Here is a 19533-nt window from a genome sequence, read left to right on the forward strand (position 1 = left end):
CCAACTGGAGAAGAAGATGAAGACGATCAAACTCGGAATAGCGCTGGCTGCGCTTTCGCTGGCACCGGCGCTGGCGCACGAGCAGCACGGGCACGCGGCCTTTTCGGCCGGCGAGCCCGGCGATCCCAAGAAGCCCGCCCGCACCGTCGAGATCCTGATGAACGAGATGGACTACGCGCCCGCCAAGATCGAGGTGAAGCGCGGCGAGCAGATCCGCTTCGTGCTGCGCAATGTCGGCAAGGAGGACCACGAATTCCTGCTCGCGACGACCAAGGAGAACCTCGCCCATGCCGAGGTGATGAAGAAGCATCCGCACATGGAGCACGACGATCCGAACGGGGTGCGGCTTGCTCCGAGCAAGACCGCGGAGATCCTCTGGAAGTTTACCAAGGCCGGCACGTTCGAATTTTCCTGCCTGATCCCCGGCCACCGCGACTACGGCATGGTCGGCAACGTCACCGTGAATTGAAGCAATGGAGCGAACCATGAACCCCATCATCCGCATCGCCACGGCGCTCGCGCTGACGCTCGGCCTGTCTTGCGGCGCGCTCGCCGCCGGAGCCTCGATCAGCGGCGAGGTGAAGAAGATCGACGAAGGCGCCGGCAAGATCACGCTCAAGCACGGCCCCGCCAAGAGCCTCGGCATGGAGGAGCCCATGACCATGGTCTACCGCGTCAAGGACGCCGCGATGCTCAAGCAGGTGAAGGTCGGCGACAAGGTGACCTTCGAGGCCGAGGAGGCAGCGTCGGGATATACGGTGACGAAGATGGAGAAAGCGAAGTAGCACAGCCCCCTCCCCGGCCATCGTTGCAGGCGACGCGCCCTGACGCCCGGGAAGCCCCAATGCACCACGGTGCATTGGGAGCTCCGATGGCGGACCCGCCTGACCTTGCGCCGCATCAAGCCTGCAGCCACGCGGCTCGATGCTGCGGCGTCTTGCCTACAACCTTAAACCTTTTCCACAACCTTAAATAATGCCAACATGACGCCCTTTGGAGTCATGGAGTTCATTATGGAACAAGATCATATCGACAAGGCCATCATCGAGAACTACGGAAAACTGCGGACACGAATGGGCGCGCTGACGGCGGCCTTCCCGGTCGTCGTGATCCTGATCGGCCTGCTCTGGGGCATTCGCCTGCAGCCCTCGCTGAGTGATTACTATTTCGCCCAGACCCCCGCTCAAGGCGTGGCGGACCTCTATCCCGCCCGGCTCTGGTTCTGCGGCCTGCTCTTCGCCGTCGGCGTGTTCCTGTACCGCTACAAGGGCTTCTCGAAGAATGAAGACCGCTGGCTCAGCCTGACCGGCATATTCACCTTGGGCGTTGCGATCTTTCCGATGGGCATCCCCGACAAGACCAGCCCCTTCACCCTTGCCTCGTTCGGCTATCCGAACATCACGCTGCACGGCATCAGCGCGGTGCTGGCGTTCGTGTGTATCGGCGTCATCATATTCTGGTACTCGGACCAGACGCTGTCGCAGATCAAGAATGACGAAACGGCCCGCAAGCGGTTCAGGACGTTCTACTTCCTGATCGGCGCCTACATGATGCTGGCGATGGGGGGCTCGGTGATCATGCACTTCCTCCATACGGATCGGGCGAACGATTCCTACATCCTGTTCGTGGAATGGTCTGGCCTCTGGGCGTTTGCGGCCTATTGGTTCGTCAAGAACTGGGAGCTTCGCTTCGTCGCGGAATCGATCAGGAAGGAGTCGAGCAGCCTGTCGCCGATGGGCAATGCCGACGTCGTGCAGTCGCTCTAGCGGCGATTACGAGCCGATCCGCCCCTTCCACCGGCCGCAGCCCCGGCGGCCATCGTCCGGATCCGGCATCCGGGGGCCCGGCGCCCCCGGATCTGACCTCCAGCCACCCCCTCCGTTAACCCTTTGCTAACCATACACCCGGCAAGAATTGCCGGGTGAAGTCGAGTGTCGTCAGCCGCGTAGAACGGGAGCCCCCGTGGACGCCAGTGCGGTGCCTCACTTTCGGAACGGCGGCCCATCGGCCGCCGCGCAGACGTTTGGGGCGCGCGGCCGGCAGTCGCGCGGGGAGGCAGCTACCATGGTCGACGTCACCGCGGGACAGGGCGTAGGCAGCGCCAAGCCCGGCATCCCCTCCCTCAACGAGATCGTCAACATCCTCAAGCGCGGCGATATCGCGCTGGCGCTCGGCGTCCTCACCATCCTGGTGGTGCTGATCCTGCCGCTGCCCGCGATCGTGCTGGACCTGTTCCTGGCGATCTCGATCACGCTCTCGATCCTGATCCTGATGACCTCGCTGTTCATCCAGGCGCCGCTGGAATTCTCGGCTTTCCCGACCGTCCTGCTGATCTCGACCATGCTGCGCCTGTCGCTCAACATGGCCTCGACCCGCCTGATCCTGTCGCACGGGCACGAGGGAACGGCCGCCGCCGGTCACGTCATCGAAGCCTTCGGCAGCTTCGTGATGGGCGGCAATTTCGTCATCGGCATCATCGTCTTCGCAATCCTGATCATCGTCAATTTCATCGTCATCACCAAGGGTTCGGGCCGTATCGCCGAAGTCGCCGCGCGCTTCCACCTCGACGCCATGCCCGGCAAGCAGATGGCGATCGACGCCGACCTCGGCGCCGGGCTCATCGACGAGAAGGTCGCCAAGGAGCGCCGCAAGGCGCTGGAGGACGAGAGCGGCTTCTTCGGCGCCATGGACGGTGCCTCCAAATTCGTTCGCGGCGATGCCATCGCTGGCCTCCTGATCGTCTTCATCAACGTCGTCGGCGGCATGATCATCGGCGTGGCCCAGCAGGGCATGTCCTTCGCCGACGCCGGGCGCAGCTACACGCTGCTGACCGTCGGTGACGGCCTGGTCACCCAGGTGCCGGCGCTGATCGTCTCCACCGCAGCCGGCCTGCTGGTCTCCAAGGCCGGCGTGTCCGGCGCCGCCGACAAGGCGCTGATGAAGCAGTTCTCCGGCTATCCGCAGGCGCTGGCGATGTCCTCCGCGGTCATGCTGGTGCTGGCCGCCCTGCCGGGCATTCCGACCATCCCCTTCCTGGCACTCGGCGCCGGCGCCGGCGCGCTGGCCTGGAACGCCCGCAACCACAAGCGCACCGCCGTCAAGGCCGAGGAAGCCGCCAACGCGGCGCCCGCCGCGGGCACGCCCGGCGCGCCGGGCGCCGCTGCGGCGGAAGAGCCGATCTCCGCCGCGCTCAAGATCGACGACCTCAAGATCGAGCTCGGCTACGCGCTGCTGCCGCTGGTCAACGGCCCCGACGGCACCGACCGCCTCACCGAGCAGATCAAGGCGCTGCGCCGCTCGCTCGCGATCGAGATGGGCTTCGTGATGCCGGCGGTGCGTATCCTCGACAACGTCCAGCTCGAGGCCAACACCTACATCATCAAGATCAAGGAGGTCGATGCCGGCACCGGCAAGATCTGGCCGAACCAGTTCATGGTCATGGATCCCGGCGGCAGCCAGGTTCAGGTGCCCGGCATCCACACCACCGAGCCGACCTTCGGCCTGCCCGCGACCTGGGTCGATGCCAGCCTCAAGGAAGAGGCCTCGCTCAAGGGCTACACCGTCGTCGACGCCGCGACCGTGCTCTCGACCCATCTCACCGAGCTGCTCAAGGCCAACATGTCGGACCTGCTCTCCTATGGCGAGGTGCAGAAGCTGCTCAAGGAGCTGCCGAAGGAGCAGAGCGAGCTGGTCAAGGACATCGTGCCCGCACAGGTCACTGTCTCCGGCATCCAGCGCGTGCTGCAGCTGCTGCTGGCCGAGCGCATCTCGATCCGCGACCTCTCGACCATCCTCGAAGGCATCGCCGACTCGCTCGCCTTCTCGCGCAATCCCTCCACCATGGTCGAGCACGTTCGCGCCCGGCTGGCGCGCCAGATCTGCGCGCAGAACACCTCCTACAACGGCTATCTGCCGCTGATCGCGCTGTCGGCGAAATGGGAGCAGGCCTTCGCCGAATCCATCATCGGCCAGGGCGAGGAGCGCAGCCTCGCCATGCAGCCCTCGAAACTGTCGGAGTTCATGACCGGCGTGCGCGAGGCGTTCGAGCGCGCCGCGCGTGAAGGCGAGGCGCCGGTGCTGGTTACCTCTGCGGCAATTCGTCCCTTCGTCCGCTCTCTGGTCGAGCGGTTCCGCGCCCAGACGACCGTGTTGTCGCAGGCCGAGATCCACCCGCGGGCGAGGCTGAAAACGGTCGGAAGCATCTGATTTGCCTTAAGAAGCCGTGTGTTTTTCGGCCACAGGCAAATGGTTTTTGAGTTCCTGGCGCCTTGTAGACCAAAGAGGGAAAAAGCGCCCGGCAGGCACATTACGACTTTGAAATAATTATAGAAAAGAACGATCAAGGGTCGCCTTTGATCGCGATCTTTCACGTCCTTTCACGCTCTTGTGATCGCCCCTTGGGAACGAATCCCCCCCATACTAGGTTGTTGGGCACCGGAAGCATGAACCTGCCTCAAACGGCCGGCGACTACTTCGGGTAGATGGCGGCAGGAGGCTTCCATGAACCACTCGATCTACAGCGCAGATCGCTCGACCCACCTGAAGATTGTGGTCGTGGCCCTCGTCGCAGGGATCGCGTTGGCAGGCTTCGGCATCACGGCACGCTCAGGATCGGATGAAGGTCTGACCCAGACGGCCCGCGTCATCAAGGCCGGCAAGCCGGTCGTTATCACCAGCTCGAACGCGTCCCTCGTTCGATAAGGAGATCAGACAAGTTTTGTGAATTCACGCGGCTCTTTACCAGCCCCCCAAAGTCGCCACGTGGATATGTAGACGACCCCAACCCCAAGTCGACTACAGAAAGCGCCCGCCCCCCACGGGCGCTTTCTCATGTCTGGGGGTAGTCTCAATGACGGATGGTAGGATGGGTAGAGCGCAGCGAAACCCATCGAATGTCCCACCGCGTCTACGCATGATGGGTTTCGCTGCGCTCTACCCATCCTACGACCCTTGCTCACTTGCATCTCCATCGCGGACACACCATCGCAGCCTCGCGGCTCATCTCGCCCGAGTTTTGCCTGGTCGCTTCACCCTCCATTGAAAGAGGGCGCAGGGAAGACCGGGTGCCGGCTGGCACCCGCGGTCCACTGTGCGAAGTAGCAGTTAGAAGATCTGCACAGCGGCATACAGGTGAAGCCCGAACATCCGGCCTTCCCTGCGCAGTGGTTTGACGGCTTATGTCGCGCTCTCCCCGGGGAGCGATGCACTATTGCCCCCGTCGCCCCGCAGATGACTGATGTGCACGTCCGGTTGGACGTTTCACACCACCACAAGACTTGGCGCACAGACCCCGGGCGCCAGGACCACACGATTTTGCCGTGCGCGGATCTCACCGGTCGTGTGCGCGAGGCCTTTGCTCACGGTTGCCCGCCCTGCAAAACCCTTCGCGCCGATGAGGCCCACGCCCACCGCCGCCCGGCCCGCGTTCGTGACGATCGCGATACGCCCCTCTTCCTTGGGCCGGGTCGCCGCGATGGATACGCCGTTTCCGAATTTCGGTAAAGGGAATATTTTTGGAGAGGGAGATTGCCCCAAGGTTAGGGTGTTTTGCCATCGAGCGACGCGAGGGCTTGTGGCTGGACCCACCCGCCGAATTGGCCTCGATCGGCCGCCCCCCGCGTCAAATTTCCGGCGTTGGAATCAAAGCTGACGGTCAGCGAACGCACGGCAAGGTCAGCTATGGGCCAGAAGCGGACTTCGGCGAGCATCACCGTGAAGGTCGGCTTTGGGTCAAAAGCGGACGTTCGACCGGCGAACCCGTCGCCTTCGTTTCATCGTTTCGCCTGGCCGATGGCCCCACGCTCCAGCTCAGCGGCGCGGCGCCCCATAAGTCGGCGGCGGCGCCTGCACGGTCGGTGCGGCGGCCGCGAACAGCTCGTCCTTGCTGCCCGTCAGCGGCGGATAGATGCGCTTGCGGTTGATGGTCTGCTTGGTGGCCTTCGCAGCCGCGCCGGTGGTGCGTACCTCGCGATCCCACCCCTCCGTATAGAGCGCGCCCCAGCTACCGAGATCGAGCACGGTGACGTACCAGTCGATCCGCAGCGGCAGCATCGGCTGGCCTGCGAGATCGGCCACCACGTTATGGCCGGCGAAGCGGCCCATGGGCCGCGCGAACTGGCACGACATCACGGTCGGATGCAGCCCGTCGACCACGCTGGAGGCGACGTCGCCGCAGGCGAACACGCCGCCGACATCGGCAACCCGCATGAATGGATCGACCAGCAGGCGCCCGAGGCGATCGCGTGCGTCCGGAAAACTCGCCGCCAAGGGGCTGGCACGCATCCCGGCGCACCAGATCACGGTCTGCGCCGCAATGAACTCGCCCGAGCTCAGGTGAATGCCGGCCGCCTCGACGGACACGACACGAACGCCGAGCCGCGTCTCGACATCGAGCGAGGTGAGCGCCGTCGCGATGACAGGACGCGCATGCGCACCGATGGTGGCGCCGACGGAAGGATTGGGATCGACCAGGATGATGCGGCGGCTGCCGGTGATGCCGGCGCGCGCCAGCCTGTCGGGCATTTCGGCTGCGACCTCGATGCCGGTAAAGCCGGCGCCGACCACGACGACGGTGGATCGTCCCGGCGCCGGCGCGCTGCGCCCGAGCGAGGTGAGATGATCGTCGAGGCGAAGTGCGGCGGTATAGGTATCGACATCGAACGCATGATCGACGAGGCCAGGTATGTCGGGACGCATCACCTCGCTGCCGAGCGCCAGCACGAGGCGGTCATAGCTCAGCGTCGCCTCGCCGCCGCTGGTCACCAGCGAGATCTGGCGATGCGCCGGATCGATCGCCTCGACCTCGCCGAGGCCATGCGTCACGCCGATCGGATCGAGCAATGGGCCGAGCGGAAGCGCGACCTCGCTGAGATCGGCCTCGTAATTGCGAACGCGGATGTTGTGATAGGGATTGCGATCAATGAGATGGATCTCGATGTCGCGACCGGCCGCGCCGATCTCGTCGCGCTTTCGCGCGGCGGCGATGGCTGCCCACAGGCCTGCAAACCCGGCGCCGAGCACGACGATACGCGCCATGTTCGCCTACTGTGCTTTCCAGAGAAATCCCGCGGTCTGCCCGCACCGGCAGGTATAGCGCATTCGCCCCGGCCGACCAAATGCGGCGGCCGCCTGGCCGCTGCACAAATTCGTGGGCTTACGCCTCGCGCAATTCGGACGGGGTCGCGCCAAAACGCTTGCGGAAGGCGCGGTTGAAATAGGACAGGTCGGAGAAGCCCGAGGAATGCGCGATGTCGCTGATCTTGCGCGTCCGCGCCCGGGGATCGCCGAGCTGCTTGCGCGCCAGCAGCAGGCGCTGCTCCAGCACGAATTCGGTGAAGGTGGTGCCGGCCTGCTCGAACAGGCGTTGCGCCTGGCGCGGGCTCAGGCCCGAGCGCGTCGCAACGTCGGCGAGGCAGAGATCGTTGCGGCCGAGTGCGGCCATCACGTCGGCGCGCATGATGTCGAGGCGGGCCGCGGCATGTCCGCGGCCGCGCGCAAGGCTCGCATGCTCCGCATCGGTGCCGAGCAGGAGGCCGACCAGGTCGACCATGTGCTGCGCGGTCAGGCGCTGGCCGACGGCGTCCAGATGCGGCGCGTGATTGGCGGCGAGCGCATGGTAGCGGAAGATGGTCTCGGCGACCGCGCCGTCGGAGAGCACCTGCGACAGCTTCTCCTCGGCGCGCGGGCTGATGTCGAGCAACGCACGGCGCGGCATGCGGATGGTGGTGAAGCGTTCCTCATTGGTGTGACCGACGGTGCCGGTGATGCCCATGTCGACCAGCACCATCTGCTCGGGAGCAAGCTCGATGGTGTGGCCGTTCTGGCCGACACGCACGAGGCCCGCATGCGCCGAGATCAGCACGAGATCGTCGCTGCCGTCGGCAAGGTGGCTCTGGGCCCGCGTGTATTGCGCGGAGGCGCCCTCCGGGATGGCCAGCACGATATTGTCGACGACACTGACCTGGAGCCGGCAATCGATGCTGTCGCCATGGCTCGGCCCGATCTCGAGGCCGCAGGCCCCGAAGGCCCGTTCGCGCCAATGTTCGAAGGCCGGACCCATCGGCAGGCCCGAATATTGGTGAACGAAGATGCCCGGCGTTCTCGCTGCATCCATCTGATGTCTCGCCCCTTCTCCGGCGCCCCAAATCGGCGCCGCGTGCAAATTCCGGGGATTTGACGCCGCGAATTGCACCGAGGTTCAAAGCGCGGGCGGATTCAAAGGGGCTTGTCGCCATGCGACGCCGGAGCGGACGGGAGCGACAGGAACACGCCCTGGTAGCCCGCATGAGCGAAGCGACATGCGGGAACACTGCCCCCGGATATCGCTGCGCCCACCCGGGCTACGGCCCCCCTACTTCTTCGCGGGTGCCTGCGGCTGGGCGGGCGGGACGGTCTCGATCAGCTTGCCGGAAAACACCGGCGCCGAGGTCGGCTGGCCGTTGGGCGACCCGCCGGCCTGCTCGATGGTGACGGCATAGGTCGCGCCGTTGACGACGTCGGCATCGTAGCCGGCGAGCAGCGGGCGCGCGGTGAACTCGCCGGCGCCGATCACGCCGAGCGAGCGCGGGCGCGGCAGCTTGTCGGAGATCAGCCAGAGCTCAAAACTCTTGCCGGGCTCCGGCGTGGCGCCGACCTTGCGCACGGTGAAGTTTCGCGTGGCGCCGTCGATGGTGAGGATGAAGGCGGGGCCGCCGCCCTGGCCCTGCAGCAGCGCGACATATTGCGCGGACGCGGCGAGCGGCGTGCCCGGCGTCTTCACTTCCACGGTCTGGATGCGCGGCGCCGGGCGCAAGGCGCCGGGCAGCGCGTCGGGCCGGAAGATCTGCAGCGACAGCGTCACCAGCAGCGCGGCCGCGAGCGCACCGACGGCGGAGGCGACGGTGCGCCAGCGCTTCACGCGGCCCTCGAGCCGGATCACATTGGTGTTGTCCACGACCGGCGCCGGCGGCGCATGCACCACATCCGGATCGGGCGCATGGACCTGCGGCATGAAGACCGGCGCGATGTCGGGCAGCGCATCGCCGGCCGGTCGCGCCGCTTCGGCCGGCTCGGTTGCGGCAGGCTGCGGCTCGCTCGACTGGCTCTCGACTGGCGGGGGCTCGGTCGGCGGCGTGGCAGCCGAAGACGTCTCAGTGGGCGCGGTGTCGAACGAGAAGGCCTCCGGCATGGGCGGCGGGGGCGGCGCCGCGGCTTCGGTCTGCGCGGGCGGCTGCTGTGCAAAGGCCGTCCGCGCCAGCTCGGCCCTGATGTTCTCCCACACGATCGGACGCGGCTCGATCGTGCCGACCATCTGGTTGAGGACGCCGAGCCGGTAGGCCCAGCCCTGCACGATGTCGGCGAACGCCGGGTCCACCGCCATCATGGTCTCGACCTGCGCGCGCTCGTCGGCATCCAGCGAGCCGAGCGCATATTCCGCGGCGAGCGCGATATGGTCCTCCGTGTAGGCCATCAATTGCAGTCCAGAGCCATCCTCATCGTCCAAGCCATCTCACAAGCCATCACAGTCCGAGACACTCCCGGATATCCAGCATGCTGCGCCGCAGCCACGTCTTCACCGTGTTGACGGGCGCCGAAAATTTCTCCGCCAATTGCTCGCGGCTCCAGCCGTTGTAATAGGCGAGAAGCACGAGCCTCTGACGGTCCGGCTCGAGCCGGCCGATACATTCCAGGAGCCGCTTCAGCTCCTCGGTCATCTCGCGGCGCGCCAGCGGATCGGGACTGTCGGCCGCGACCTCCATCGCCTGAGGCTCTTCCTCGATGGAGGCTTCCGACTTCTTGCGCACGATGTCGATCGCACGGTTGCGCGCGATCGACGCCATCCACGTGATCGGCGACGACAGGGCCGGATTGAACTGGCCGGCGCTGTTCCAGATCTTGACGTAGGCTTCCTGAATGACCTCCTCCGCGAGATCCTGCCGACGCAAGATACGGAGCACGACGCCATAGAGTTTCGCGCGCGTGGCGACGTAGAGGCGCTCGAACGCGGCCTGATCGCCCTTCGCCACCGCCTCAATCAGCCCGACCAGCTCTGCTGGCGTCAGCATTCGGCCCCCCAACACGCGCAAGGCTCAGGCGTATTCCGCACAGGCCCCCGGCACTTCGCTACCATAGCGCGCAGCAAAGCCGACCACCAAGGGGCGTGGCGCCACGCTGTGGACAGCACATACGAAAACCCGGACCTTGAGGGTCCGGGTTTCGCGAATTCTCGGTCGTTCTTGCTGGCGGCCGCTTAGGCGACGGCGCCGATGCGGGCGCGCATCAGGCCGATGCTGTCGAGGTCGGCCTGCTCGCGGGCGTTCTCCTCGGCGCGTTCGCGGGCCTGGTCGCGCTCGTCGAGGAGCTCGACCTTCTTCAGCTCCTCGAAGGCCTCGGCCAACGCGGCCTTGGCTTCGTCGAGCTGGCCCTTGAGCTCGTCGGCCGAGCGGGTCAGGTTCTCGCGGCGCTGGATCGCGGCCTTGGCGTAGGTCGGGTAGGCGAAGTGCGAGGGATCGTTGATCCCGGCACGCTCCTGCTCGGTCTGGATCTCGCGCTCGAGATCGACCGACATCCGCTGGAAATCGGCGATCATGGTCTCGATCTGGGTGACCCGGCGGCGCTTCTCGTCGACCTGAAATTTCTTCAGGCGAATGAGGGTATCACGTGACTTCATCGACTCGTACTCCCCAGAAGTCCCCTAGCTGCAAGACACACGCACATTGGGACGGCACCGGTCTCCCCACAGGCCCGACTGGGGCCAAGACCGGCTCTGCTACTCTGTGGGATCGGATGATGACCTGACAAAGTTAGCGTTCCGTTTCCAAATTCGCGAGGATTTGCGCCAACTGCCGATAGCCGTCCCCCAAGGAGGCATTTTCATCCTTGCGCTGGCGCAGGAAGGCTTCCAGCGGCTCGTGCAGGCGGATCGCCTCGTCCACCTCGGGGCTGGAGCCGGCCCGGTAGGCGCCCAGCCGGATCAGTTCCTCCATGTCGGCGTAGGTCGCCATCACCGCCCGCGCCTTCTGGATGGTCGGCCAGTATTCCGGGTCGGCCGATTTCGGCATGGTCCGGGAGACGGATTTGAGGATGTTGATCGCGGGGTAGCGGCCGCGCTCGGCGATCGAACGCTGCATCACGATGTGGCCGTCGAGGATGCCGCGGACGGCGTCCGCGATCGGCTCGTTGTGATCGTCGCCGTCGACCAGCACCGTGAAGATCGCGGTGATGGCGCCCTCGCCGAGGCCCGGCCCGGCCCGCTCCAAGAGCTTCGGCAGCTCGGTGAAGACGGTCGGCGTATAACCCTTGGCGGTCGGCGGCTCCCCGGCCGACAGGCCGATCTCGCGCTGGGCCATGGCAAAGCGCGTCACCGAGTCCATCAGGCAGAGCACGTCCTGGTCCTCGTCGCGGAAATATTCGGCGACCGCGAGCGTCAGATAGGCCGCCTGGCGGCGCATCAGCGCCGGCTCGTCGGAGGTCGCGACCACGACGACGGAACGCGCGAGGCCCTCCTCGCCGAGGTCGTCCTGCAGGAACTCCTGCACCTCGCGGCCGCGTTCGCCGATCAGACCGATGACGCTGACGGCGGCATCGACGTTGCGCGCGAGCATCGACAGCAGCACCGATTTGCCGACGCCGGAGCCTGCGAAGATGCCCATGCGCTGGCCGCGGCAGCAGGTGAGAAAGGTGTTCATCGCGCGCACGCCGAGATCGAGCGGGGCCCCGACGCGCTTCCGCGAATGCGCCGGCGGCGGCGTATTGCGGAACGGCATCGGCGAGGACCCCTGGGGCAGCGGCCCCTTTCCATCGATCGGCTCGCCCAGCGCATTGACGACGCGGCCGAGCCAGGCCGCGCAGGGCCGCACCTGGTTGGCGGCATTGGCGATGACGGCCTTGCAGCCGCGGCGCACGCCGTCGAGGCCGGCGAACGGCATCACGACGGCGTTGTTGCCGGAGAAGCCGATCACCTCGCAGGGAATGGTGCGGTTGGCACCGGTCTCGATCACGAGCCGCGCGCCGACCGACATCGCGTGGATCGGACCTGCCACCTCGACCATGAGGCCGCGCACGCCGACCACACGGCCGTAGATGTTGACGCCGTCGATATCGCCGATCTGTTCGGCAAGAGCCTTCATAAGGAGCGCGCCTTCGCAGCAGACAAGAGGGCCTTCACTAAGCCGATCGCCTTCGTCATCCGGGCCTTCACGGGGAAACTCTTAAGTTTCGCCATATTTCTGAACGGCGCTTAACTTCGTGTTTACCCGCATCATTAATCATTGCGTCACTGTCTTTGTGACTGAGCGTGGCTCCCCTTCAGAAGAAGGCTGAGTCGCGGGAGTCGGTTAGGCCCGTCTCTTAAAGTGGAACTTGAACGGATCGGGGTAACGAAAGCTGCTTCCTGCGCAAGACCTTAGGGCGATTCGACAAAAATTGCACCGGGGGGACTTGCGTTCCAGAATCAGAGTTTGTTAACCATCTGTTGTCAGGATCCGAATCAGTTGTTCAAAGGCGTTTTGTTGAGTGCCGCGAATGCGGCCGACCTGACGCCCAGGAGCGGCGACTATGGGGAACTGGCATGCGCGTTTTGCTGATTGAAGATGACAGCGCCGTCGCGCAGTCGATCGAGCTGATGTTGAAGTCTGAGAGCTTCAACGTCTACACGACCGATTTGGGGGAAGAAGGCGTCGATCTCGGTAAACTATACGATTACGACATTATTCTCCTCGACCTCAACCTGCCCGACATGTCCGGCTACGACGTGCTCAAGCAGCTCCGGGTCTCCAAGATCAAGACTCCGATTCTGATCCTCTCCGGCCTCGCCGGCATCGAGGACAAGGTCAAGGGTCTCGGCGTCGGCGCCGACGACTACATGACCAAGCCCTTCCACAAGGACGAGCTGGTTGCCCGCATCCACGCGATCGTGCGCCGCTCCAAGGGTCACGCCCAGTCGGTCATCCAGACCGGCGACCTCGTCGTCAACCTCGACACCAAGACGGTCGAAGTCGGCGGCCAGCGCGTGCACCTGACCGGCAAGGAGTACCAGATGCTGGAGCTGCTCTCGCTCCGCAAGGGTACCACCCTGACCAAGGAAATGTTCCTCAACCACCTCTATGGCGGCATGGACGAGCCCGAGCTGAAGATCATCGACGTCTTCATCTGCAAGCTCCGCAAGAAGCTCGCCAACGCCTCCGAAGGCCGCAACTTCATCGAGACCGTGTGGGGCCGCGGCTACGTGCTGCGCGAGCCGCACGAGCACGAAGAGCGCATTCCCGCCTGATCCGGTTTACGTCGCGAGCCCCCGGGGCTCGCTCCTCCCAGCCTGGACCCCGCCGCAAATGGCGGGGTTTTCGTTTTTGGGGATGTCTTCTCCCGCTTGCCCCCTCGGCGACCTGAGCGCACGCCTCGTCCTTCGAGACGACCGCTTTCAGCGGTCTCCTCAGGATGAGGCTAAGCAGCACCGGCGCTCGTCGAAACTGCTGCCACGCACTCCGCCCTCATCCTGAGGGCCCGCCAACGGCGGGCGTCTCGAAGGATGCGCCGCAGAACCCGTGGCTACGACCTCCCCTCTCTTAACCTTTGAACCGCTATGCTTCTCCCGCCGACGAATGGTCGCTGCACGATGGGGGAACGATGATCCTGCAATCACTGGCCGGCCTGCCCGCCTTCCTGGTCTATTTCTGCACCGGGCTGATCGCGATCGTGGCGTATCTCTTCGTCTATACCCGCATCACCCCCTACAACGAGTTCCAGCTGATCCGCGACGACGAGCCGGCTGCCGCGATCGCGCTCGGCCTCAGCCTGCTCGGCTTCGTCGCGCCGCTGGTCAGCGCGATCGCGCATTCGGCCAATGTGCTGGACTGCCTGATCTGGGCGACGATCGCGCTCATCGTGCAGGTCATCGTGTTCTTTCTCGTCAAGGTGCCGGTGCCGAACCTGTCGGCGCGGATCGCCGCCGGCGAGCTTGCGCCCGCCATCTGGCTCGGCCTGTCCTCGCTCGCCGCGGGCCTGCTCAACGCCGCCTGCATGATCTACTGACATGGCGGAGAAGCCCCCCAGCAAGGAATTCAGCAGGCGCCGGCCACGCCGGCCGGAGCCACTGGCGCTCCCGGCGAAGGAGCCGGTGAAGCGCTCCGGTCACGTCGCCCTGCTGGTGATGGGCACGCTCGCGGTCGGCACCACCGCCTACACGCTGATGCCGCGGACGAGTTGCGAGCCCGCTCCTCCCGGGGCGGATCCGGCGGTGCAGACGAGCACTGCGTGCAGCAGCAGCAGCAGAAGCAGCTCCTCGGGCGGCAGCGGCGAATCGGGCTCGTCGTCGCGATCGAGCTACTACAGCAGCGATTCCTCCAGCCATTCCTCGTCGAGCACGTCATCGGACTCCGGCCACAGCAGCGTGAGCCGCGGCGGCTTCGGCTCGTTCGGCCATGGTTTTTCAAGCGGCGGCTAGCGCATGATCCGGAAAAGTGGCCAGCGGTTTTCCCTCGCGACAAACGCGGAACGCGTTTGCGCGGAGATCATGCGCAGGAAATAACATGCAGCGCATCACCTGCCTCGAGCGCGACGACTGGCGGGAGACCGCCGCGCAATGCGGCTTCGTCTTCCACACCATCGGCGGCGACCGCTATTGGGACGAGCGCGCCTATTACGGCTTCACGCTCGACGAGATCGAGCGCGGCATCGAGACGCCGACCGGCGAGATCGACGCGATGTGCCGCGAGCTCGCCGGCCGCGTGATCGGCGACGAACGGCATCTGCGGCGCCTGAAGATTCCTGAAGCGTTCTGGGATTTCATCGCCGAGAGCTGGAAGCGCGGCGACCGCAGCCTCTACGGCCGGCTCGACCTGAAGTACGACGGCAAGGGGCCGGCGAAGCTGCTCGAATACAACGCGGATACGCCGACCTCGATCTTCGAGGCCGCGGTGTTTCAATGGACCTGGCTCGAACAGGCGATCGAGCGCCGCATCGTCCCGGTGCGTGCCGATCAGTTCAACTCCATCCATGAGCGCCTGATCGCGGCATGGAAGACGATCGCCGCGGGCCAACACCTGCATCTCACCGGCGCCACCGACAATACCGAGGACGCCGGCACGCTGGCGTATCTCGAAGACACGGCACGCCAGGCCGGACTCTCGACCACGCTGCTCGACATCGCCCAGGTCGGCTGGCGCGACGAGGGCGGCGGTTTCGTCGATCTCGACGAACGCGACATCGCGCTCGCCTTCAAGCTCTATCCCTGGGAATGGATGTTCCAGGATGCGTTCGGCGCCAATCTCAAGAGCGCAGCGACGCGCTGGATCGAGCCGCCATGGAAGGCGGTGCTCTCGAACAAGGGCATCCTGCCGCTGCTCTGGGAGATGTTTCCGAACCACCCCAATCTGCTGCCGGCCTTCTTCGAGGACGACGCGCGGGCCGCGGAGCTCGGAACGTCGTATGTGCGCAAGCCGCTGCTGTCGCGCGAAGGCGCCAATGTCACGCTGGTGTCCGGCGGAGCGGCGCTCGACGAGCAGGCCGGCCCTTATGGCGCCGAAGGTTTTGTGCGGCAGGCGCTGTCGCCACTGCCGAACTTCTCAGGCAATTACGTCGTCGTTGGAAGCTGGCTGGTGAACCACGAGCCGTGCGGCCTGTCGATCCGCGAAGACGAGAGCCCGATCACGGGCAACGGCTCGCGGTTTTTGCCGCATGCGATTCTGTGAAAGATGCGCTCGCGGCCCCTGTCGGTGAAGGCACGCGAGCGCGAAGGTTCTCGTATTGGATCAGGGCGTCTTGACGATGAATCGTCCGTCGTACAGGAAGGCGCCCTTGAACCCGCTTTTCGTACTTTCGAAGCCGCCGGTGCCGGTCGCGTTCGCGTACATTCCGGTGCCCGACAGGATCGTATATTCGCCCTTCGCCTTGCCGTCCTTGATCGCACCGCTGTAGCGCGCCGTGATCGAGGAGCCATCGTCGAAGGTGTAGGTGCTGTAGCCGAACATCGGCCCGGAGCCCTTGAGCAAATCACTGGAGTTGACGAAATCCTTCACGGCGATGCGGCCATCCTTGAAGATGGCGACGCCAAACATCTTGCCGGACATGACCGTCTGCCCCTCGACATTCGCGACCTCGGTGACCTTGACGTCCACCGGCTTGGTGACGAGCTTGAATTCGAGCACTTGCTCGCCGGCGCGGGCCGTCGCCGGCAACGAAAGCGCAATCAACAAAATGCATGAGGCACAAGACATTCGCATGGTATGCCCTCCACAAATTCGTTCATGATGGAATAAAATCCCGCCGAGGTTCGGCGGGACCATCGGCAGCATAACATAACCTTCAGATGCTGTTCAGAGCCACGACCGTGCTGCATCGCGGCGCGATGCTCTCTTGCGCGGTAGCGGAGTAATTCGCGAGCGCTCAAGCGCGCGTACAGCGCCGCGCACAACGACGGAAGATATTCGCCGGATGTTGCCGGCCGTTCGCGCCGACGGCGCTTTCTCGGAGCGCCCGCCGTTCGACCACTTACCTCGCGGCGGCGACCTTCAGCGACGGCGGCATCAATCCACCCATCGGACGGCCGGAGCGCGCGGGGTTGAGCTGATAGAGACCGCGGCGTTCGGTGATCGGCCGGAACGCGTCGGTGATGCCGACGACGGACTCGGCGGCACCGAGCAGCAGCGTGCCGTCGGCCTCCAGCCCCTTTGCCATGCGCTCGAAGATCACGGCCTTGGTATCCTGGTCGAAATAGATCAGCACGTTGCGGCAGAAGATCACGTCGAACGTGCCGAGATGGGAGAAGTCCTGCAGCAGATTAAGCTGGCGGAACTGCACCATGGCGCGGATGTCGGCGTTGAGCTGCCAGAGCTCGCCGGCCTGCGTGAAGTATTTCATCAGGTGCTGGATCGGCAGGCCGCGCTGCACCTCGAACTGGCTGTAGATGCCGGCCTTGGATTTCTCCAGCACCTCCTGCGACAGATCGGTGGCGACAATCTCGATGCGCCAGCCGGCGAGCGCCGCGCCCATCTCCTTCACGCACATCGCGATCGAATAGGGCTCCTGCCCCGTCGACGAGGCCGCCGACCAGATCCGGATCGACTTGCGCGCGGCGCGCGCCTGGATCAGGCCGGGCAGGATCGTCTCGCGCAGATGGTCGAACGGAATCTTGTCGCGGTAGAAGAATGTCTCGTTGGTGGTCATGGCTTCGACCACGTCGGTCGCAAGCCGGCCGTCGCCGTTCCTGATCTTCAGCACGAGATCGGGAATGCCGGGAAGGCTTGCCTTGCGCGCGAGCGGCAGCAGCCGGCTCTCGACCAGATATTGCTTGTCGGGCGACAGATCGAGGCCCGAGCGCTCCTTCAGGAACTTGCGCAGATAGTCGTAGTCCGTCGGATTCACGAGCGGTCTCCCGCGAACAGGCGGTTGACCTTGGCGCCGATCTGGTTGAGCGGCAGGATCGCGGCGCAGATGCCGGCATTGGCCGCCGCGCCCGGCATGCCCCAGACCACGCTGGAGGCTTCGTCCTGTGCGATCACGCTTCCGCCGGCCGCGACGATGTCCTTGCCGCCGCGCATGCCGTCCGAGCCCATGCCCGTCAGGATCACGGAGAGGATGTTGCCGTGCCAGATGTCGATGGCGGAGGTGAAGAGCGGATCGACCGCGGGCTTGCAGAAATTGACGGCGGGGCCGTCATCGAGCGCGATCACGACGTCCGCGCCGCTGCGCGCGAGGCGCATGTGCTTGCCGCCGGGCGCGAGATAGATCCGTCCGGGCTTCACCGGCTCGCCGTCGACCGCTTCGGCTGCCGGGCGGCGGCTCGAGCGCGCCAGATGCTCGGCGAGAATGGTGGTGAAGGTCGGCGGCATGTGCTGGGTGATCAGCACCGGAAAGCGGTCGATGACGGGGCCGAGCTCGGTGACGAGCGCCATCAGCGCCTGCGGACCGCCGGTCGAGGAGCCGATCAGCAGCACCTTCGGAGCCTGGGTCGAGAACGGGCGCGTCGACAACACGCCTGACGACGGAGCATGCACGGCCGGAGCAGGCGCCGGCGCGGCAGGCCGCGCAACGACGGGTGCGCGTGCAGCCGGCGCAGCAGGACTTGCCGGTGCGAGCGGCGGGCTCGCAACCGCGGGCCTGCGGCGCAGCCGCGCGCCGAGATGACGGATCTTCTGGATCAGGTCGTGATGGAAGATGTCGGCGGCCGACGCCTCGCGGGTCGATTCCGGCTTCGGAATGTAGTCGGCCGCGCCGAGCGAGAGCGCCTTGAAGCTGATCTCCGCGTTGCGGCGCGTCAGGGTCGAGGCCATGATGATGACGAGATCGCGCTTCTTCGCCAGCAGTTTCGGCAGCGCCGAGATGCCGTCGAGCTCGGGCATTTCGATGTCGAGCACGGCAACGTCGGGGTTGATGCGTTCGAGCTGGTTGACCGCCTCGAGCCCGGTGCGCAGCGACGCTGCGACCTCCATGTCGTGCTCGGCGCCGATCCAGCGCGAGATCAGGCCGCGGATGACGACGGAGTCGTCAACGACCATCACCCGCAGCGGCCCGGCTTCACGCGACGTGCCCGTGGTCGAATTACCTGCGAACGCAACACTCATTACTCACCAACTCAGACTGAAACGGTTCAGTTGAAAACAATCGCCGAAGGATCCGTTCCGCCTCCGGGTGTTCGCTCAGATAAGTCCGACTTCCTGAAACTTCGCCGTCACGATGTCCTTGTCGAACGGCTTCATGATGTACTCGTTGGCACCGGCGTGCAGCGCGCGCGCAATATGCGCGACGTCGTTCTCGGTGGTGCAGAACACCACTTTCGGCTGGTCGCCGCCGGGCATGCGGCGGAGGTGGCCGAGGAACTCGTAGCCGTCCATGACGGGCATGTTCCAGTCGAGCAGTACCGCGTCGGGCAGTCCACGCTTGCAGGCCTCCAGAGCCTTCTCACCGTCCTCGGCTTCGAGGATCTGGAAGTCGAGGCCCTCCAGGATCCGGCGCGCAACCTTGCGGATGACGCTGGAATCATCAACGACGAGACAAGTTCGCATGTGAACCTCTGCTTCCTCCCCCGTTTTCGAGGGCACTTCCAATTACTGGCCCGTCGGCGGCGGTGCCGCCGTATCAGGCCGCCATCATCTCGGGCGCGAGCTCGAGCACGCGATCGACGTCGAGCACGACCATGAGCTGGCCGTCGAGGCGGTGGACACCGCCGGCGAGCTTGGCCATGCGGGGATCGAGGTTGACGGGATTCTCTTCCATGCCGGCCTCGGGCAGGCGCAGGACCTCGCCGATCTGGTCGATCAGCAGGCCATAGGATTCACCGCGCAAATCGACGCCGACCGCCATCGGTACCTTGCCGTCCTCGGCCTTGGGCAGGCCGAGACGGGCGCGCATGTCGACCACGGTGACGATGCGGCCGCGCAGGTTCAACACGCCCGCGATCTCGCGCGAGGACAGGGGAACGCGGGTGACGCGCTCGGGCATGAACACGTCCTGGACGCGGGAGATCGGCAGGCCGAACAGCTGGCCGCCGATCATCGCGGTGACGTACTCGACCATGGCGCCTTCGGCGGATTGGGTCTTGGTGCTCATCTCGGGTCTCCT

General features: G+C 65.3%; 20 protein-coding genes. 9 read left to right on the plus strand and 11 right to left on the minus strand.

From position 1 onward, the window contains the following. Window positions 1–16 precede the first annotated feature (16 nt). From A7X65_RS31140 to A7X65_RS31160, 5 genes are all read left to right on the plus strand, one after another. Window positions 17–469 carry a cupredoxin domain-containing protein gene (locus tag A7X65_RS31140; RefSeq protein WP_063692643.1) on the plus strand — a complete coding sequence of 151 codons (453 nt, stop codon included), beginning with the start codon at window positions 17–19 and terminating at the stop codon, window positions 467–469. A 16-nt stretch (window positions 470–485) separates the two neighbouring features. Continuing rightward, complete coding sequence (locus A7X65_RS31145) at window positions 486–785, plus strand: copper-binding protein (RefSeq protein ID WP_063692644.1); 300 nt, start codon at window positions 486–488, stop codon at window positions 783–785. Window positions 786–1013: 228 nt separating this feature from the next. Beyond that, window positions 1014–1766 (plus strand): hypothetical protein, encoded by a 753-nt coding sequence (locus tag A7X65_RS31150; protein WP_145669099.1) that lies wholly within the window; start codon window positions 1014–1016, stop codon window positions 1764–1766. 298 nt (window positions 1767–2064) lie between these two features. Continuing rightward, window positions 2065–4206 (plus strand): flagellar biosynthesis protein FlhA, encoded by a 2142-nt coding sequence (flhA, locus tag A7X65_RS31155; RefSeq protein ID WP_063692461.1) that lies wholly within the window; start codon window positions 2065–2067, stop codon window positions 4204–4206. A 294-nt stretch (window positions 4207–4500) separates the two neighbouring features. After that, window positions 4501–4701, plus strand: coding sequence for a hypothetical protein (locus A7X65_RS31160; RefSeq protein WP_063692462.1), 201 nt, complete (start codon window positions 4501–4503; stop codon window positions 4699–4701). A 1107-nt stretch (window positions 4702–5808) separates the two neighbouring features. Here A7X65_RS31160 and A7X65_RS31165 read toward each other — a convergent pair. From A7X65_RS31165 to fliI, 6 genes are all read right to left on the minus strand, one after another. Next, window positions 5809–7035 carry an NAD(P)/FAD-dependent oxidoreductase gene (locus A7X65_RS31165; RefSeq protein ID WP_063692463.1) on the minus strand — a complete coding sequence of 409 codons (1227 nt, stop codon included), beginning with the start codon at window positions 7033–7035 and terminating at the stop codon, window positions 5809–5811. Window positions 7036–7153: 118 nt separating this feature from the next. Beyond that, complete coding sequence (locus A7X65_RS31170; RefSeq protein WP_063692465.1) at window positions 7154–8113, minus strand: helix-turn-helix transcriptional regulator; 960 nt, start codon at window positions 8111–8113, stop codon at window positions 7154–7156. 237 nt (window positions 8114–8350) lie between these two features. Beyond that, on the minus strand, window positions 8351–9448 hold the full coding sequence (locus tag A7X65_RS31175) for an anti-sigma factor (protein WP_063692467.1): 1098 nt from the start codon (window positions 9446–9448) through the stop codon (window positions 8351–8353). Window positions 9449–9497: 49 nt separating this feature from the next. Continuing rightward, window positions 9498–10043, minus strand: coding sequence for a sigma-70 family RNA polymerase sigma factor (locus A7X65_RS31180; RefSeq protein ID WP_063692468.1), 546 nt, complete (start codon window positions 10041–10043; stop codon window positions 9498–9500). Window positions 10044–10228: 185 nt separating this feature from the next. Continuing rightward, entirely contained in the window at window positions 10229–10648 is a 420-nt protein-coding gene (gene fliJ / locus A7X65_RS31185; protein WP_011084990.1) for a flagellar export protein FliJ, read from the minus strand. Between the two features lie 133 nt (window positions 10649–10781). Then, window positions 10782–12107 carry a flagellar protein export ATPase FliI gene (fliI, locus tag A7X65_RS31190; protein ID WP_063692470.1) on the minus strand — a complete coding sequence of 442 codons (1326 nt, stop codon included), beginning with the start codon at window positions 12105–12107 and terminating at the stop codon, window positions 10782–10784. A gap of 440 nt (window positions 12108–12547) precedes the next feature. Here fliI and ctrA point away from each other — a divergent pair, with 440 nt between their 5' ends. The 4 genes from ctrA to A7X65_RS31210 all read left to right on the plus strand — a co-directional run bounded on the left by ctrA (window position 12548) and on the right by A7X65_RS31210 (window position 15665). Then, on the plus strand, window positions 12548–13249 hold the full coding sequence (ctrA, locus tag A7X65_RS31195) for a response regulator transcription factor CtrA (protein WP_008138878.1): 702 nt from the start codon (window positions 12548–12550) through the stop codon (window positions 13247–13249). Between the two features lie 353 nt (window positions 13250–13602). Beyond that, window positions 13603–14007 (plus strand): DUF350 domain-containing protein, encoded by a 405-nt coding sequence (locus A7X65_RS31200; protein ID WP_063692472.1) that lies wholly within the window; start codon window positions 13603–13605, stop codon window positions 14005–14007. A gap of 1 nt (window position 14008) precedes the next feature. Next, on the plus strand, window positions 14009–14419 hold the full coding sequence (locus A7X65_RS31205) for a hypothetical protein (protein ID WP_063692473.1): 411 nt from the start codon (window positions 14009–14011) through the stop codon (window positions 14417–14419). 85 nt (window positions 14420–14504) lie between these two features. Continuing rightward, the gene (locus A7X65_RS31210) at window positions 14505–15665 is read left to right on the plus strand and encodes a glutathionylspermidine synthase family protein (RefSeq protein WP_063692475.1); all 1161 of its coding nucleotides are present in this window, start codon (window positions 14505–14507) and stop codon (window positions 15663–15665) included. A gap of 60 nt (window positions 15666–15725) precedes the next feature. Here the strand turns inward: A7X65_RS31210 and A7X65_RS31215 are convergent, their stop codons facing one another. The 5 genes from A7X65_RS31215 to A7X65_RS31235 all read right to left on the minus strand — a co-directional run bounded on the left by A7X65_RS31215 (window position 15726) and on the right by A7X65_RS31235 (window position 19521). Then, on the minus strand, window positions 15726–16268 hold the full coding sequence (locus A7X65_RS31215; protein ID WP_245323957.1) for an MORN repeat-containing protein: 543 nt from the start codon (window positions 16266–16268) through the stop codon (window positions 15726–15728). A gap of 196 nt (window positions 16269–16464) precedes the next feature. After that, a complete protein-coding gene (locus A7X65_RS31220; RefSeq protein ID WP_063692479.1) occupies window positions 16465–17337 on the minus strand; it encodes a CheR family methyltransferase in 873 nt (290 codons plus the stop codon). Next, window positions 17334–18536: a protein-glutamate methylesterase/protein-glutamine glutaminase gene (locus tag A7X65_RS31225; protein ID WP_063692481.1), complete on the minus strand. Its 1203-nt coding sequence runs from the start codon at window positions 18534–18536 to the stop codon at window positions 17334–17336. The genes A7X65_RS31220 and A7X65_RS31225 overlap by 4 nt, the downstream gene beginning before the upstream one ends. A 75-nt stretch (window positions 18537–18611) precedes the next feature. Further along, window positions 18612–18977 (minus strand): response regulator, encoded by a 366-nt coding sequence (locus A7X65_RS31230; protein WP_007600538.1) that lies wholly within the window; start codon window positions 18975–18977, stop codon window positions 18612–18614. 73 nt (window positions 18978–19050) lie between these two features. Beyond that, window positions 19051–19521 carry a chemotaxis protein CheW gene (locus A7X65_RS31235; protein WP_063692483.1) on the minus strand — a complete coding sequence of 157 codons (471 nt, stop codon included), beginning with the start codon at window positions 19519–19521 and terminating at the stop codon, window positions 19051–19053. Window positions 19522–19533: the final 12 nt, after the last annotated feature.

This window comes from Bradyrhizobium stylosanthis (assembly GCF_001641335.1).
GTDB lineage: Bacteria > Pseudomonadota > Alphaproteobacteria > Rhizobiales > Xanthobacteraceae > Bradyrhizobium > Bradyrhizobium stylosanthis.